This is a genomic window from Bacillus weihaiensis, assembly GCF_001889165.1.
In the GTDB taxonomy this organism is placed as follows: Bacteria; Bacillota; Bacilli; order Bacillales; family Bacillaceae; genus Metabacillus; species Metabacillus weihaiensis.
In genome coordinates this window covers 104,181-121,662 of record NZ_CP016020.1, presented here as the reverse complement: position 1 = coordinate 121,662, position 17,482 = coordinate 104,181, and the positions used below count along the sequence as shown (strand labels likewise).

14 protein-coding genes and 1 pseudogene are annotated in these 17,482 nt (G+C 37.7%); 2 read left to right on the top strand and 13 right to left on the bottom strand.

Annotated features, from left to right (window positions below; genetic code table 11):
• Positions 1 to 583: 583 nt before the first annotated feature.
• Positions 584 to 1,441, bottom strand: coding sequence for a class II fructose-bisphosphate aldolase (locus A9C19_RS00570; RefSeq protein WP_072578145.1), 858 nt, complete (start codon positions 1,439 to 1,441; stop codon positions 584 to 586).
• Positions 1,442 to 1,627: 186 nt separating this feature from the next.
• Complete coding sequence (locus tag A9C19_RS00565; RefSeq protein WP_072578144.1) at positions 1,628 to 2,002, bottom strand: response regulator; 375 nt, start codon at positions 2,000 to 2,002, stop codon at positions 1,628 to 1,630.
• 516 nt (positions 2,003 to 2,518) lie between these two features.
• On the opposite strand from A9C19_RS00565, the gene A9C19_RS00560 reads away from it, so the two are divergent.
• A complete protein-coding gene (locus A9C19_RS00560; protein ID WP_072578143.1) occupies positions 2,519 to 3,064 on the top strand; it encodes a DUF2529 family protein in 546 nt (181 codons plus the stop codon).
• Between the two features lie 96 nt (positions 3,065 to 3,160).
• Here the strand turns inward: A9C19_RS00560 and A9C19_RS00555 are convergent, their stop codons facing one another.
• Positions 3,161 to 4,177, bottom strand: a complete 1,017-nt coding sequence (locus A9C19_RS00555) for a 5-oxoprolinase subunit C family protein (protein ID WP_072578142.1) — start codon at positions 4,175 to 4,177, stop codon at positions 3,161 to 3,163.
• Entirely contained in the window at positions 4,174 to 4,926 is a 753-nt protein-coding gene (gene pxpB, locus A9C19_RS00550; protein WP_072578141.1) for a 5-oxoprolinase subunit PxpB, read from the bottom strand. Before pxpB ends, A9C19_RS00555 begins: the two co-directional genes overlap by 4 nt.
• 1,108 nt (positions 4,927 to 6,034) lie before the next feature.
• Between pxpB and A9C19_RS00545 the strand changes: the two genes are divergently transcribed.
• The gene (locus tag A9C19_RS00545) at positions 6,035 to 6,793 is read left to right on the top strand and encodes a LamB/YcsF family protein (protein ID WP_072578140.1); all 759 of its coding nucleotides are present in this window, start codon (positions 6,035 to 6,037) and stop codon (positions 6,791 to 6,793) included.
• Positions 6,794 to 6,948: 155 nt separating this feature from the next.
• On the opposite strand, the gene A9C19_RS22650 is transcribed toward A9C19_RS00545, so the two are convergent.
• From A9C19_RS22650 to rpoE, 9 genes and pseudogenes are all read right to left on the bottom strand, one after another.
• A complete protein-coding gene (locus A9C19_RS22650) occupies positions 6,949 to 7,767 on the bottom strand; it encodes a methyl-accepting chemotaxis protein (RefSeq protein ID WP_420835854.1) in 819 nt (272 codons plus the stop codon).
• 123 nt (positions 7,768 to 7,890) lie between these two features.
• Positions 7,891 to 8,727: pseudogene (locus tag A9C19_RS22645) on the bottom strand (MCP four helix bundle domain-containing protein); the annotation flags it as partial.
• Between the two features lie 108 nt (positions 8,728 to 8,835).
• A complete protein-coding gene (locus A9C19_RS00535) occupies positions 8,836 to 10,185 on the bottom strand; it encodes a GH1 family beta-glucosidase (protein WP_072578138.1) in 1,350 nt (449 codons plus the stop codon).
• Positions 10,186 to 10,206: 21 nt separating this feature from the next.
• The gene (locus A9C19_RS00530; RefSeq protein WP_072578137.1) at positions 10,207 to 11,217 is read right to left on the bottom strand and encodes a LacI family DNA-binding transcriptional regulator; all 1,011 of its coding nucleotides are present in this window, start codon (positions 11,215 to 11,217) and stop codon (positions 10,207 to 10,209) included.
• 119 nt (positions 11,218 to 11,336) lie between these two features.
• On the bottom strand, positions 11,337 to 12,179 hold the full coding sequence (locus tag A9C19_RS00525) for a carbohydrate ABC transporter permease (protein WP_072578136.1): 843 nt from the start codon (positions 12,177 to 12,179) through the stop codon (positions 11,337 to 11,339).
• Complete coding sequence (locus A9C19_RS00520; protein WP_072578135.1) at positions 12,179 to 13,120, bottom strand: carbohydrate ABC transporter permease; 942 nt, start codon at positions 13,118 to 13,120, stop codon at positions 12,179 to 12,181. The genes A9C19_RS00525 and A9C19_RS00520 overlap by 1 nt, the downstream gene beginning before the upstream one ends.
• A gap of 83 nt (positions 13,121 to 13,203) precedes the next feature.
• Positions 13,204 to 14,496 carry an ABC transporter substrate-binding protein gene (locus A9C19_RS00515; RefSeq protein ID WP_072578134.1) on the bottom strand — a complete coding sequence of 431 codons (1,293 nt, stop codon included), beginning with the start codon at positions 14,494 to 14,496 and terminating at the stop codon, positions 13,204 to 13,206.
• 276 nt (positions 14,497 to 14,772) lie between these two features.
• On the bottom strand, positions 14,773 to 16,374 hold the full coding sequence (locus A9C19_RS00510; protein WP_072578133.1) for a CTP synthase: 1,602 nt from the start codon (positions 16,372 to 16,374) through the stop codon (positions 14,773 to 14,775).
• Between the two features lie 347 nt (positions 16,375 to 16,721).
• Positions 16,722 to 17,261, bottom strand: a complete 540-nt coding sequence (rpoE, locus tag A9C19_RS00505) for a DNA-directed RNA polymerase subunit delta (RefSeq protein ID WP_072578132.1) — start codon at positions 17,259 to 17,261, stop codon at positions 16,722 to 16,724.
• Positions 17,262 to 17,482 lie beyond the last annotated feature (221 nt).

The window sequence follows — 17,482 nt, the reverse complement described above, 5'->3', positions numbered from 1 at the left end:
CCTCCTTCTTATTAAACCATCTATTGAGTAGGACAACAATCTTTTCGTCACGATTTCACCAATTTGTTTAAACATCTCTAGCTTTGTTTCTTTTTAAACATATCGAAGAGATCATTCATTTCTACACAACGACTCAGGAATCGATTCCCATACATCTAAATCTCATTTGCAATACGTTTAAAAAGCAACAAGTAAAGAAAAAAAGTGTCTGACTTTGGTTCCCTAAAGCAGCCCTAGACCAATAAGATACAAAAGTATGGGAGACTGTCTTAGTCTCTATATGTGAGTTAGGATCTAAAATGAGGTAGTAACTGTGGAAACTATCCTTATAATGCCTTTGTAAGCTCCACTTTTTTAAAAATAGACTAAAATTAATAGGTGTATATACTTAAACTTTATTTGGATAACGTTTTTATGAATGAGTTGAAAACGGACAAGCAAATGCCAGTCCGTTCTCTTTCGTCATATTCTAGCCCGCTAGGTAAAGGATATTACAGAAAAATCGACATTTCTTTGATAGCGCTTACTTATTTTGTCGAATATGTACCACCTTTACGTAAGGTGGTACATATTCTTTAATAGATTATGCTTGGTTAGAAGAACCGAATTCGCGCATTTTGCCGATTACAGTTTCTTTAATTGCGTCACGAGCTGGTCCTAAGTATTTACGTGGATCGTACTCTTCAGGCTTATCAGCTAACACTTGACGAACAACCTTTGCAGATGCAATTTGGTTTTCAGTGTTTACGTTGATTTTCGCAGTTCCGAAAGAAACAGCTTTTTGGATATCCTTAGTTGGGATTCCAGTTCCTCCGTGAAGTACTAATGGCATACCAGTTAAGTTTGCAATTTCTTCCATTTCAGCGAACCCTAAGTTTGGCTCACCTTTGTATGGTCCGTGAACTGAACCAAGTGCAGGAGCTAAACAGTCAATACCAGTACGTTTAACTAACTCATCACACTCTTTTGGATCAGCATAGATAACGCCCTCAGCGATAACGTCATCTTCTTGGCCACCAACAGTTCCAAGTTCAGCTTCTACAGAAACACCTTTTGAGTGAGCATACTCAACAACTTTAGAAGTTGTTTCAATATTCTCTTCGAATGGGTGGTGTGAAGCATCGATCATTACAGATGTAAATCCAGCATCAATTGCTTCTTTACATTTGTCGAAGCTTGAACCATGGTCAAGGTGAATCGCTACAGGTACAGTAATGCTGTAGTCTTCAAGAAGACCTTCTACCATTTTTACAACCGTTTTGAATCCGCCCATGTAACGAGCTGCCCCTTCAGATACACCAAGAATAACTGGTGACTTCTCTTCTTGTGCCGCTTGTAGGATTGCTTGAGTAAACTCAAGGTTGTTTAGATTAAATTGCCCAACAGCATAGCCGTTGTCTTTTGCTTTATTTAGCATTTCTGTCATTGAAACTAAAGGCATGTCGAAAATCCTCCTAAGAAACCTTATTTTTCTAGATAAGAAAAGTATATCATACCTAGCTTGACCAGAATTTATACGAATATGTAGAGTCCGCATGATCACTTTTCATATGTACTAGCATACCAATATATCTGCAAAACGGCAACAATTCAGCTGATATTTGGGTAATATAATGTTACAAGATTATTAGTTGGCTTTAAGTGGTAAATACTTACGAACTGCTGCGCGAATTTCATCAATATCAAACGGCTTTGCAAAGTGAGTTAATGCTCCTAGATCCTTCGCCTCTTGAATCATATCTAATTCACCATAGGCTGTCATAATAATGACTCGGATATCAGCATCTTTTACCTTCATTCTTTTTAAAATTTCAATTCCATCCATACCCGGTATTTTCATATCTAATAGAACTAAGTCCGGAGAATGCTGTTCTACAATTTCAAGTGCTTGATAGCCATTTGCTGCTTGAAACGTTCTGTAACCTTCCTTGTGGAACACTTCATTAAGTAAAATTCGGATCCCATACTGGTCGTCAACGATTAAAATCTTTTCTTTTTCCATCATTACACCTCGGATTCTCTTTTTTTGTCTTTTATAACCTGCTGTTTTACGATAATGAGCGAATCAAATGATTGTTCTAATACTCTACTTAAGCCTTTTTCAGTCGAACACGTTATCTGTAGTAGCCAACTATTATATTTAGAACATAACCCATTGTTAACAGTCATTAGAACCAACTACTACTATTCACTCATAGTTGTTTATATCCAATCAAAACTTGAAAGACAGATTTATTCATAAACTATAATTTCTTCTCATCCTTCTATTTTCCTGCATGTTCTCTTTTTCTTTTATCGACAATTTCTGCTTAAACTTGTCAAATTATAAGGAATATGCTGGGCCCCCGGAGCAAGATACTAAAACTTCCTAGACCTTTTCGATCTTCTTATTTCCTGGAAATAAACGCTTTCTTACAGTTTACCACAAAAAAACAGCGCACATGTATTGGCTTTGAGTATCTAGATGCTTTTCGATATAATATTTTATACATTAGACATAAAGGAGACGGATGACATCATGATGAAAATTTTCACTACCCAAGTAGCTGGTCATTTTAATCGCATTCTAGAACAAGAAGAGGAAGCGATTGAAGATAGCGCACGTTTACTTGCCCAAGCGTTAATTGGTGAAGGGATATTATATATACATGGTCATAAAGAATTACAAGGTGTTTTACTTGAGGCTAAAAATAGCTCAGAGCCATTACTTCGTGTTGAAGCATTACTTGATGATAAAGGCCAAATGAAACGACCTTCCTTTGAGGATCGAGTTCTTCTTTTCACGTATCGTTCAACGGATTCAGAGGCCATTTCGTTAGCAAAAAAACTTGCAGAGGAAAGGATTCAAACTGTCGGAGTGTCTGCTAATGTTAAGGATGAAGGAGCAGAGCATCTTTATTCCATTACAGACTTACATATCGACTCAAAATTAAGGCAGCCGCTTATTCCCGGTGAGGATGGAGAACGGTACGGTTACCCAGCATTAATGACAGCTTTATATGTTTATTATGCACTAACCTTTACAATGAAAGAAATGCTAGGTGAATATAACGAAGAAGAGTAGTAGTATCCCATTATATAGTATGAACATGAACACTAAGAATGAATGTTATGGACGTTCATTCTTAGTGTTCACCTACATTCAGACTCCTATTTAAATCTATAAAATTTGCTCCCTTAATGAATAGTGTATACTCCCTACTAATTGCTTAAATCGTTCCTCCCGTTCAAGATATAAATGTTCAGCATCCTCTATTGTTATATCAGTAAATTGAATTTGTTCCCCGGGCTTTATTTGGGCTACAAGAGATAAATCTACAGAGGCAATTTGAGCAAGCTTTGGATATCCCCCTGTTGTTTGACGGTCTGCAAGGAGGATAATTGGCTGACCATCAGGCGGAATTTGAATTGTACCATGAACAACAGCCTCTGAAAGCATCTCTACTTTTCCCTTTAATTTAAGTGTAGGTCCTGACAATTTATACCCCATTCGATCAGATTGAGGTAACACTTTAAATCCTTCTGTGAAAAATTTATTTTTACTTTGAGTTGTGAATTGGTGAAATTGCGCTCCTGGTAAAGTGCGAATGAAATTTTTCCTTGAAAGGGGGAGAAATTCATTCCAATTTACAAACCAGTTCGTTGATTGAAATGGTAATGAGGGTTGCTTGTTTTTTAGTTTATTCATGAAAAGACGAACGTGGTGAGAGGTGGGATTTGTTGCTACAACATCACCTGCTTGCAGAGCACGACCCTCATACCCACCTATTCCAGCCCTTGTATACGTACTTTTACTCTTCATCACTTCTTCAACAGCCATACCACCAGCCACAGCAAGGTAAGCACGACATCCGATTTTTGGAGCTCCGAATTTTAGTTCACTCCCTTTTTCCACATAAACTGGACGCCATAATGGAACGGCCTTTCCATCAATGGTAGGTGTTAAATCTCCACCAGTAATGGCAATAAGCTGATCTTGTTCAAAAAGAAGCTTAGGTCCATTTAGTGTCATTTCTATAGCGGCTTCTCCTTCGTGATTACCAACCAATATATTTGCGACCCTTAAGGAATAGGTATCCATTGCTCCACTAGCAATAACACCGAATTTTTGATATCCGTATCTTCCTAAATCTTGAATCGTTGTGAATAATCCCGGACGTATAATCTTTATACTCATAAACCTCCCCCCTTGTACTCCATAAATTCGTCATAGGAAATGGAATAAAACTTCACAATATCCCCAGCCGCTAACAAGCTTGGTGGTTCGTTTTCAGGTAGAAAAAGTTGGAGTGGCGTCTGTCCAATAAGTCGCCAGCCCCCAGGTGTAGATATAGGATAGATACCTGTTTGCCCGCCAGCTATTCCAACAGAACCGGCTGGTATGGATGTGCGGGGAGAGTGACGTCTAGGAGTTGCAAGCTCCTCTGCCATTCCTCCTAAAAAAGGAAATCCGGGGGAGAAGCCAAGCATATAAACAAGATATTCTGTAGTAGAATGAAGGCTAATTACTTCATCCTTTGATAGATGATTGACTTTAGCAACATAATCTAAATCCGGCCCACACTCACCACCATAGCAAACGGGAATCTCAACAACTCGATGTTTGGCTCTCTTTTCTTCCCTTACGTTCATGAGGAAATCTTCGACAATGGAGCGAACGATCTTAGATGGAGTTTTCGTTTGCCTTTCCTTATTAGTGGCACTATTCCACACTTGTAGCGGATTATATAATATGGTCACACTTGTATAAGCTGGGATACATTCAATGAATCCCTGAAAACTGTTATGTTGTAAATAATCGACTACCGCTTGAACTTTTCGATGTACTTCATACTCAATTTTAGTTCCAAACCGTATAACTATGGCAGAATCGCCTAAAGATTCAATCTTTCCATTTGTTTGATTTTCCCACTTACCCTTTGTCACCTACTATTCATCCCTTCCCATTTGTACATGCTTATTTTAAAGAAATATGAATCTATAGAATTTAGACCTTTTAACTTTTGGCTATTTATTAAGTGTTCGCTTTGGTTGAATTCCGCTCCAGTTGCTCCCTTTCCGCGGGGCGGGCGGTGAGCCTCCTCGGCGTAAACGCCTGTGGGGTCTCACCTGTCCCACTCCTCCCGCAGGAGTCTCGCACTTCCGCTCCATTCAACCTTAAGCAGTTTTCGTTTAAAGAACCTATTTAAAGGCAACCATCTCTTAGATAAGAACTCAGATTTTTAAACCGAATATCTAAAAAAAAACAAGTTCCTAATTGAATCAATTTCACACTTGCTTATTTTAAAAGAAATACGGATCTATAGAATTTAGATTCCTTTTAACTTATGGCTATTTATTAAGTGTTCGGTCTGCTTGAATTCCTCTCCAGTTGCTCCCTTTTTCGCGGGGCGGGCGGTGAGCCTCCTCCCGCAGGAGTCTCGCACTTCCGCTCCATTCAACCTTAAGCAGTTTTCGTTTAAAGAACCTATTTAAAGGCAATCATCTCTTAGATAAGAACTCAGATTTTTAAACCGAATATCTCAAAAAAAAACAAGTTCCTAATTGAATCAATTTCACACTTGCTTGTTTTAATGAAATATGGATCTATAGAATTTAGATTCCTTTTAGCTTTGGTCTATTTATTAAGTGTCCAGTCTGGTTGAATTCCGCTCCAGTTGCTCCCTTTTTCGCGGGGCGGGCGGTGAGCCTCCTCCCGCAGGAGTCTCGCACATAAGTTTGCGTGGTGCTTACTTATTTCGACATTTTAGGGAGGCATTCCTTTTTTTACATCTTGAAAGCCTTGAGGCTCTAAGGATCATTTTATGAGAGGAAGGCAACTAGATGAATATTCCCGAAAAATAAGTCCCTATTAGCAACATAAGAATTTAATTAGAGAACGTAGCGCTACTATAAATTCAGATCACTTAAACAACAACCAAAATATGATGACGATTCATTCCCTTTGTGAAGGCTTTCTTTTCATGTACGGTACTCATGTTACAATAATGACAACTATAGCTTCACCGAGAGGTAACATAGGGGGTAGAATGTTATGTATCAAATTGATCTAAATTGTGATTTAGGGGAAAGCTTTGGCGAATATACTATTGGACAGGATGAAGAAATCCTTCCTTTCATTACCTCAGCTAATATTGCTTGTGGGTTTCATGCTGGAGATCCTTCAGTGATGAAGAAAACTGTCCAACTAGCCCTAAAAAATAAGGTAAGAATCGGTGCTCATCCAGGTCTTCCTGACTTAGTAGGATTTGGTCGTCGTCACATGACAATAACACCACAGGAAGCTTATGACATTGTTGTTTATCAAATCGGGGCACTTTCCGGCTTTATAAAAGCAGAGGGAGAAAGAATGCAACACGTTAAACCACATGGAGCTTTATATAATATGGCTGTTATGAATAGAGCTTTATCTGAAGCAATAGCTGAAGCTGTTTATCATGTCGATCCACAACTCATTTTATTTGGTCTGGCCGGGAGTGAATTGGTTAAAGCAGGTGAAAGAATCGGGCTAAAAACAGCGAATGAAGTATTCTCCGACCGTACCTATCAAGAGGATGGTACCTTAACACCACGAACTCACACGAATGCACTTATTCACACATTCGAAGATTCTGTTTCACAGGTTATCCGCATGATTAAGGAAGGCAAGGTACGTTCCATCCAAGGAAGTGATGTAGCAGTTAAGGCAGAAACGATTTGCATACATGGAGATCGTCCAGAGGCTCTTCATTTTGCGAAGAATCTAAGAGAAGCCTTTCTTTCTGAGGGAATTAAATCGAAGGCATTTCTTTAAACGGAATTAAAGATAGAATTGAATTGTATAAGTTCTTTTTAAAAAAACCTATTGGAAGGCTTGTAGCAATTCATATGAATCTACAAGCCTTCCAATGGTCACTTACCTTTGGTTATTTCACATATCCATCTATCGGGTAGTTCTGTAAAAGTAAGTTATACTCTAAATCTTTTCACTAACTCTTGTAATGCCAGTGCCTTTTGACTTAATTCCTCAGAAGACGAAGTAACTGTTGTCATAATAATGTTCTGCTGTTCAACCGATGCAGCTACTTCTTCAGTATTTCCTGCTGAAAAAACAGATATATTCGCAATATCCTCTATTAAATCAACCATACTTTTCGTACTGGCATTTACTTGCTCCACAATCGCTGATACTTCCTGTGATTGTGAGGAAACATCGGCAACCATTTCAACAATCTTTTCAAACGAATTACCCGTTTTATTGACCATTAGAATCCCTTCATTCACAGCATTGATCCCAGCTGTCATAGACTTTAGAGCATGTTCAACCTCCTTTTGCATTTCGTCTATCACTTTTTTAATTTCATCAGCTGCTTGTCCTGATTGTTCAGCAAGCTTCCTTACTTCATTTGCTACAACGGCAAATCCTTTACCATGTTCACCTGCTCTTGCTGCTTCAATAGCTGCATTTAATGCCAATAAATTTGTTTGTTCAGCCACATTGGTGATGAGAGAAAGAATTTGACCAATTTGGTTCGATTTATTACTTAATGTGTTCATCGCATGAGAGGTAAGTTGAACTTTTTGCTGCACATCTTTCATTTGCACAACCGTTTGCGAAACAATACCTTGTCCAGTTGTGGCTTTCTCATTTGTTGCGATTGTAAGATCAGAAACGGCTTGTATAGAATACGCTGCTTGTGTCATACCTGTTGAAATTTCTTGAATGACACGGTTTGCCTCAGACGCACGTGTCACTTGGTTTTCAGCCCCACCAGCTACTTCCTTCATAGCAGTTGAAATGGACATATTGCCTTGTTGCGTTTGTTCAGCACTAGTGGACAGCTCCTCAGATGTAGCTGCTACGCTCTCAGAGTTTTTCATTACTTCCACAATTAGCTTTTTCAAATTATCTGTCATCTTATTAAAATCAGTAGCCAGCTTACCGATTTCATCCCTATTTTTAATTGAAATAGGTTCGACCATTAAATTCCCCTGCGCTACCTGCTTCACACTCATTGACATTTGTGACAATGGTCTTGATATACTTCTTGAGAGAAGGATCCCCATAATGATTGAAACCACTAAAACAATGATAATTAATACAACAATAATTACTAGCACGTATGTTGATACAGTCTCTCTTTCTTCTGCCGCTTGCCCCGCTAATAATTGGTTCAATTCAACTAAATCGGTTAGGTAACTTTCAATAATTTCTATTTGTTGACGAGATTGTTTAATAATTTCACTCGCTTCATCGTCTTGATTAGCTCTTGCTAGAGAAAGAACTTCTTCATGAACGACAAGATATTTATCCCATTCCGCCCGGAAGCCGTTATAAATCTCTTCTTCTTGTTTACTCGAAATGGTTTGCTCAAATTCTTCAAATATTTCACTTAATCTACTAAAAATCGTATCAAAGCGCCCATCAAATTGGTTCAATTCCCCAATTGTTTCGGCATTTGCATAGAACAATTGAAATGCAGCAACCTGTTCTACCAGGTATCTCATCTCACCTATTCTTTCTACTGATGGAAGCCAATCTTCCTCTACTTCACTAGATTTCTTGTTTATCGTGTTTAATCCCGTAATAGTAGAAACGCTTAGAGTTGCAATTAAGAAAAAAATGATAGCAAATACAATGAATATCTTTCTACCTACAGTTACTTGTAATCGTAAGTTTTTATCTGTTTCCCCAATGTTCCTTCTATTTTTCTGCTTCTTTACAAATGTATGTAAGAGCTTCTTCATCTAGTTCCCCCATCCCCAGAGCCATCTGCCTTCTTCGCTTTTTCTCTACCAACTTAGTAAAAACCCCCCTCATGAACGAAATCGGTTTCCAAAAGGGGGGTTAAACTATCAATAATACATATCAAAGAAGCCGTTTTTAATTGTTTGCTTATACCAATAGTAACTATCCTTCTTCGTTCTTTCTAATGTGTGGAAATCAACATGGATGATACCAAATCGTTTATCGTAGCCTTCGGCCCATTCAAAGTTATCTAATAGAGACCAAGTAAGGTAACCCTTTATATTCACTCCACTATCAATTGCACGTTGTAATGATGTTAAGTGCTGTTTCAAATACTCGATACGTCTTACATCCTTGACTCTACCATTTTCAACGCCATCATTATAACATGCGCCATTTTCAGTAATATAGATTGGTACTGAGCCGTATTGTTCATTGATTTTTGTTAACACTTTATAAAAGCCTTCAGGGTAGATATTCCAATCAAAGTCTGTTTTTTCATAGCCAATATCTACTTTTTCACCGTCTAGTAATCCTTCATTCTCTTTATATCTAGTAACACTTCCTGTGTAATAGTTAATGCCAACAAAATCAATTTCCTGATTAATGATGGCCATGTCGCCTTCTTGAATTGGAACTGTTACACCTTTTTTCTCGAACCATTCGACCATAAATTGTGGATAGCTTCCTTTGAATACAGGATCGAAGAACCACTCAATGAACCAGCCAGTCGCTCGATTACAAGCGTCGATATCTTCTTGCTTGTTGCTAAACGGTTCGTTCCATTCTGTGTTAGGAGCATACCCAATTTCACCTTCGTATCCTCCTTCTCTCAAGCGAGTTACTGCTTTACCATGCGCTAACAAGAGGTGATGGGAAACCGTTGTTGCTACTTGTAAGTTTTGAAATCCTGGTGCATGTAACCCAATGTAGTTTGATAGATACGACACACACCATGGTTCATTAATTGTAATCCATTTTTTAATTTTACCGTTAAACTCTTTAAACATCAGCTCTGCATAATCAGCAAACGCATCGACTGTTTCACGGTTTTCCCAGCCACCTTTATCTTGAAGAGCTTGTGGCAGATCCCAGTGATACAGTGTACACATAGGTTCGATTCCGTTTGCAAGTAAGGCATCGACAAAATCATGATAGAATTGAATTCCTTTTTTATTGATTTCTCCCGTACCGTTTGGAAAAATACGTGGCCATGCAATAGAGAAGCGATAAATATCGATACCTAGTTCCTTCATTAAAGCAATATCCTCTTCATAGCGATGATAGCTATCACACGCTACATCACCGTTATCACCATTTAATACTTTACCAGGTGTTTTGGAAAAAGTATCCCAAATGGAAAGGCCTCTTCCATCTTCATTTGCTGCTCCTTCAATTTGGTAAGAAGCCGTAGCTGCTCCCCATCTCATATCTTTTGGAAATTGTATAATTGCCATGTTGTACCTCCACCTACTTTTTTATTGTTTACAAGACTCTCTAATGACTAATTCTGAGTCAATGAAAACAGGTTTTAGCTCCGACTTTCCATTAATTAAATCATTTAACATATATGCTGCAAGCTTTCCAAGCCTTTCTTTATCCTGTCTCACCGTTGTAAGCCTTGGACTACTGTGCCTACACGCATCAATATCATCACAACCAATAACAGAGATATCTTCCGGCACTCTCAAGCCTTTTTCTCTAATAGCATTAATTGCTCCAAAAGCCATCATATCTGACGCAGCGAATACAGCCCGTGGATGATTCTTAGATTCTAATATTTTATTCATTGCTTGATATCCACTTTTTTCTTGGAAGTCACCATTTTGGAACCAATCCTCATTAATGGTAAGACCTAGCTGCTCCATCGTCTCTCTTGTCCCTTTTTCACGAAACTTCGTAATGGTATTGTCTTCGTTTCCACCAATAAATCCAATATCCCTTATACCATGTAAATAAAAGTGCTGAATGACCTTTCGGGATAAGTTCACATTATCACTCATGACAAAGCTTGATCTAGGGCCATTCAGTTCAAGGTCAATTCCCATACATGGTATGTCTTCTCGAACTAACTCATAGATGGCTTCTTCTATTTCCTCACCCGCTATAATGACACAACCATCCACATGAAAATGTCGACATCTCGCTAAATAACTTCCATTATCTTTATAAAACTGTTCATTCGAAAACATAATAATGTCATATCCTAGCATGCCTATTGTTTTTTTAAACGACGTCACAACTTCATTGAAGAAAGGATGTGTAAAATCGACATTTACTTTCCCAGCATAAATCAACCCAATTAGATTTGATTTTTTGGTCGCAAGTGCTTTTGCGGAAAAGGTGGGCTGATAGCCCGTATCTTGAATGATATCTAGTACCTTTTTCTTTGTTTTATCACTTATGCCACCATAATTATTTATAATTTTTGATACAGTCCCCGGAGATACTCCAGCCATTTTCGCAATATCTTTAATTGTTAAATTCATCGCCATTCCCTCTATTTTCGCCTTCATAATGAATGATTTATTTATTGTTTAGATTACTATGAATTCAAGTATAAGACAATTTAGTCTTTTGGCATAAAAGGAAGTAGTAAAAGGCTTCTTTATTTAACTGCACCATCTGTAATACTTGAGATAAAGAGTCTGTTAAACAGAAGGAAGATAATTAATAACGGTACTGTTGCCCAGAATACTCCGGATAGAATCATACCAAAGTCCACATTAAACGTGTTACTTAAAGTAGCTAATGCCACTTGAATCGTATACATTTCTGGATCTCTTAAAATAGTAAACTGCCATAAGAATTCTCCCCAAACAGCTGTGAAGACGATAATTCCTAATGTCGCAAACGCCGGAAGAATGATCGGTAAAACAATGCTTCGATAAATTCTAAAGTTAGAACATCCATCTAGCTTCGCTGCCTCAATTAGTTCATCTGGAACTGAATTACTAATATATTGTCTCATTAAGAAAATTCCTAATGGATTCAAGAAGAATAAGATCGCGACCCCTTGCAACGTATCTAAAAGACCCGCTTTAGATATTAAATAGTACTGAGGGATCAACCCCAATTGTGGAGGGATTACCATTGTTAATAAAATAGCCACAAAGAATGCATTCTTCCCTGGGAATTTAAACTTCGCAAAGGCAAATCCTGCTAATGAGCTGATGATTAACACCACAATTGTTACGGATGTACAAAGAATCAGCGTATTTAGCATCGCTTGAAAGAAGTCAATTGCCCCTAACACCTTTTGAAAGTTCTCCACTAAGAGATTACCTGGTGTAATGGTTGGTGGAATCGAGTTATAAGCAGCACTTGGTCGTGTTGCCATAACAAACATCCAATAAAAAGGGAATAGGGAAAACAAGGAAGCTAAAGTTAAAAAGGCATAAATAGCGATTCTACCTATTGAAAACTTTTTTGTACCAGCTGCATCACCCATTATTTAGCCTCCCCCTTTTTTCGACCTACACCAGATGTTAAGAACGTATTAAGTGCAGAGAAGATGATGATAATAAATAGTAAAATGATCGCTGTTGCAGATGCTGTACCAAATGACTGTAATTTAAATGCATCACGATACAGATACATAACAACCGTCATTGCTTCATCTCTTGTAAACGCTGATGCCCCAAGGAATACTGTAGGTTCAGCAAACAATTGCAATGCCCCAACTGTTGAGAAAAAGACGGTTAAAATAATAAATGGTTTTAACATTGGCATTGTAATATAGAGTAATTGTTGAAACTTATTCGCTCCATCAATTGTTGCAGCTTCATAAAGATCGTTTGAAATACTTTGTAGACCAGCCAGGTAGATGATGGTGTTATAGCCAACCCACCTCCAAAAGACCATGACAGATATCGCAATTTTTGTACCCCATTCAGAAGCTCCCCAGTTAACTGGATCAAAACCAAAAACACCTAGTACATAATTAGCTAGTGAAGATTCGTGATTACTAAACAACACACTAAAAATGAGGGCCACTGCTACCATTGACGTAATGTATGGCATGAAGATCGTAACTCTGAAGAAATTTCTAAAGCGGAGAAACGATAGATTTAGTAAGAACGCAAGGATAATCCCAACTACTAATTGAGGAGCAGTCCCCATTAAGCCAATGATGATTGTGTTATATAAAGATTTCCAAAAAAGCGGGTCCATTAAAACAATTTTAAAGTTATTTAACCCTACAAATTCCATAGGACTTAATCCATTCCATTTTTGAAACGCAAGATACATACTGTATAATGCTGGATATAACCCAATGACGGCAAATATGATAAAGAAAGGTGAAATATAAAGATAAGCAGAGATCCTGTCTTTCTTTTCTTCAGATAAGAACCTTTTCTTTTTTACGACTTTCTCATTCGCAGAAACCATTTTCACTCCCCGTTTCCTTTTAGGAAAGCTAGATATGGGTCAATAGGTACCATATCTAGCTTCATTCATTTTTTTATTAGCGATTAACGGCTTACTAAATCTTTCGAACGTTTAACAGCTGCTTCCCATTCTTTTTCAGGATCAGCCCCTTCTTGAACGTTCTTAAGGGCATTTAACACTTCATTGTGTACTGGGAAATATTTTTCCCCTTTGAATACTGCTCCATCGATATCTTGAGCAGCCTTTGCGAATACTTCTGATGTTACTTGACCACCAAAGAATTCATCTTCGTTAGCCGTAAATTCTTCCATTTCATATACCGCTGGTGCAGATGGGAATAATCCATTACTTTGGAAAGATTTTAATTGATTTTCAGGTGATACTAACCATTCAACAAAATCATAAGCAGCCTGTGCATTTTCAGTTTCACTTGGAATTGCGATGTAAGAACCGCCCCAGTTCGCTGCAAATTCAGTTGGTAATGTAGCTACTCTAAAGTTACCAGAAGCATCTGGTGCATTACCTTCCATCCAACCTTTTAACCATCCAGCGCCTAATTCCGCTGCAAATTCACCAGTATTAACGGCATTAGACCACTCAGGAGACCACATTTCAAACTTACCAACAATACCAGCTTCGTTTAATTCAACAGCATAATCATATGCCTTTTTAACCGCACTACCTTCTTTATCGATAATAACTTCACCTTCTGGGTTTAAATAACTTTCAACCGCAGGATCAAGGTAAGCTCTGTAAGCCATTTCAATACTATCTACAAAAGGTTTACCCGTTTTCTCTTTCACTTGTAACCCAGCCTCTTTGAATGCTTCAGGAGTATTAATAAGTGCTTCTACTTCCGCAGGCTCTGTAGGTAGTCCAGCTTCTTCGAATACATCAGAACGGTAGTATAATGCTTTAGGTCCAATATCAGTTGGAAGACCGAATAAGAAGTCACCTTCCGCATTTTCCCCAGCATTCCATTTCCAATCTAGATACTGATCTTGCACATCTTTTGCCCCAAGATCATATAAATTCTCAAAGCGATCTTGTGCTGCTTTGAAACGATCAAATTGATCAACCTCTAGCATAGCAATATCTGGAGCACCACTACCAGCTGATAATGCTGTGAATAACGCATCATGGTGTTCAGCTGTTTCAGATGACTTAAATTTAATTGTTACATTAGGATTTTCTTCTTGATATTCTTTCACTAGATCTTCGTAACCAGTAGCACCAAACGCCCAGAAGTTTAGTTCAACTTTTTCATTACCTTCTCCTTCTGAACTAGATTCTTTCTCCCCACCACTACATGCAGCTAACGAAAATGCTAAAGCCAAAGATAAACCTGAAGCTAGCCATTTTTTCTTGCTTTTCATTGTGTTTCCCCCTTAGTTATTGGTTGTTTATTCGTTTGGAAACCGGTTTCTTAATTAGGTAAAAATAAAAGGTTTTTCTTTATCGGAAACCGCTTTCAACTTCATTATAAACACACTAACTAAAATAATCAACACGTTTTTTTAAAAAATATCACCCCTTTTAAAAACCGGTTTCCTTTTTTGTCGAAAGGACAAGCTTCTCCCTTTGAACACTCAAAGAGGTCAATATGAGAAAAAGCCATCCAAGATGGATAGCTTTTTCAAGAGGTCTCACTATTATTCAGCAGCCGTTAATGAAGCATGAACAAAGTCACGGAATAGTGGCTGCGGTCTTGTTGGTCTTGATGTGAATTCTGGATGGAATTGAGATGCAACAAACCATGGGTGATCCTTAATCTCAATGATTTCTACTAAACGTCCATCTGGAGTTGTCCCTGAGAACACAAAGCCTGCTTCTTCCATCGCTTGACGATACTCATTGTTGAACTCATAACGATGACGGTGACGTTCATAAATCACTTCATCTTGGTACGCTTCATAAGCACGAGTTCCTTCGATTAGCTTACTTGGTGATAACCCTAGGCGTAATGTTCCACCTAAGTCTTCAATATCCTTTTGTTCTGGAAGCAGATCAATAACTGGGAACTCAGTAGAAGGATCAATTTCAGATGAGTTTGCTCCTTTTAAACCAAGTACATTACGTGCGTATTCAATTGACGCAACCTGCATACCAAGACAAATTCCTAGGAATGGTACTTTATTTACACGAGCATAGGTTGTTGCAAGAATTTTCCCTTCAACACCACGGTCACCAAACCCGCCTGGTACTAAAATGCCATCTACGTCTTCAAGCTCTGCTTTTAAATTTGCTTCTGAAAGAGTTTCAGCGTTTACCCATTTAATATCGATATCTGCATCATATTCATAGCCTGCATGACGAAGTGCTTCAACAACAGAAATGTACGCATCCTGTAGTTCTACATACTTACCAACAAGTGCGATTTTCGTTGTTTTAGATAGATTTGTTACTTTCTTAACAAGCTCTTTCCATTCTGTCATGTCCGCTTCATTACAATCTAGCTTTAAGTGATTGCATGTAATTGTATCTAGATTTTGTTCTTGAAGAGCTAATGGAATGCTATATAATGTATCTGCATCTTGACACTCGATTACTGCATTTTTATCAATATCACAGAAAAGAGCAATTTTGTCCTTCATGTCTTGAGAGATTGGCTGCTCTGTACGAACAACAATAACATTTGGTTGAATTCCTAAGCTTCTTAGCTCTTTCACACTGTGTTGTGTAGGCTTTGTCTTCATTTCACCTGCAGCTTTAATATAAGGAACAAGTGTACAGTGGATGTACATGACATTTTCACGACCTACATCACTTTTCACTTGGCGAATAGCTTCAAGGAATGGTAATGATTCGATGTCACCTACTGTTCCACCAATCTCTGTAATAACAACATCTGCTCCCGTTTCTTTTCCTGCACGGAAGACACGATCTTTAATCTCGTTCGTGATATGAGGAATAACCTGAACAGTCCCACCCAGATAATCTCCACGACGTTCTTTCTTTAAAACCGTTGAATAAATTCTACCAGTTGTTACATTGTTGAATTTTGTTAAGTTCTCGTCAATAAAACGCTCATAATGTCCTAAATCTAAGTCTGTTTCCGCACCGTCTCCAGTAACAAATACTTCACCATGCTGATATGGACTCATTGTTCCTGGATCAACATTGATATAAGGATCAAATTTTTGAATTGTTACACTAATCCCACGGTTTTTTAATAACCTACCTAAAGATGCAGCTGTAATTCCTTTACCTAAAGATGAAACAACTCCACCTGTTACGAAAATATACTTTGTCATGTTTTTCCCCCTAAAAGAAGCTTATATAGTTTTATTTTGTACAGATATTGAGAAATCATTTGGGTATATTCGAAAACCTAAAGATCCACACCAACTATTCCTGCATGCCTTCTTTAGCTTTTTAGCAAAATCAAAACGATCAGCTTAGCTCTCTTTTTTAAAGCTTGTCCTCTCTTACCTTTATGACATCATATGGGATGATGAACAGCAAACTGTATAAAATAAGAAAGCTCCCTTCCAAACAAGTTGAAAGGGAGCTGTAAATGTATAATTTACAAAGATAGCTTTTTTAAGAGCCCAAAATAGATTCTACCTAGTTGAAAAAAGAAAGTCAAGATGAATTACACTTAATTTTCTTTGTCCTCTAAATCGTCTTCTTCATCTTCCTCATCATCATCATCTAAGTCTTCGTAGTCATCATCTTCTACGACTAAGTCATCATCATCTTCATCGTCGTCATCTAGATCCACATCATCTAAATCATCAAAATCATCGTCTTCTTCTTCAAAATCATCCAAATCGTCGAAATCGTCATCAATATCGTCAAAGCCAGCATCTAAATCATCATCAGCAGCTTTTGCTTTTTTCTTTTTAGGCTTAGTTGTCGTAGGAACGATTTCTTCTTCAATTTGCTCATATGGGTACCAAGTACGTAAGCCCCACATATTTTCTCCAACACAGATGAAACGTCCATCAATATTGATATCTGTATAGAATTGAGCAATTTTATCTTCAACTTGTTGTTTAGATAAGTCAAGTAGATCTGCAATTTCCTTTACTAACTCGCTAAATACATACGGTTTTTTGCTTTCTATAAATAACTCATATGCAACTTCAACCATTGCCATCTCTTTGATTTGTTCTTCAGTTAAGTTCTTTAGACTCAAAACAAGGCACTCCCTTTCAAGGTCATTAATCTATAAATGTTGAAAATAAGTACAAAATAAGTACGTGTCTTTTCCATTATGTACACATGTACGTCTACAAACCATACCATTCATTATAAACAATTTCTAGTAGTTTATGCCACCATTATCACGTAAAAAATACACAAAAGTGCATTTGCTGCATTTTGTGTATTCTCTACCGATTATTTCATTGCTAGATT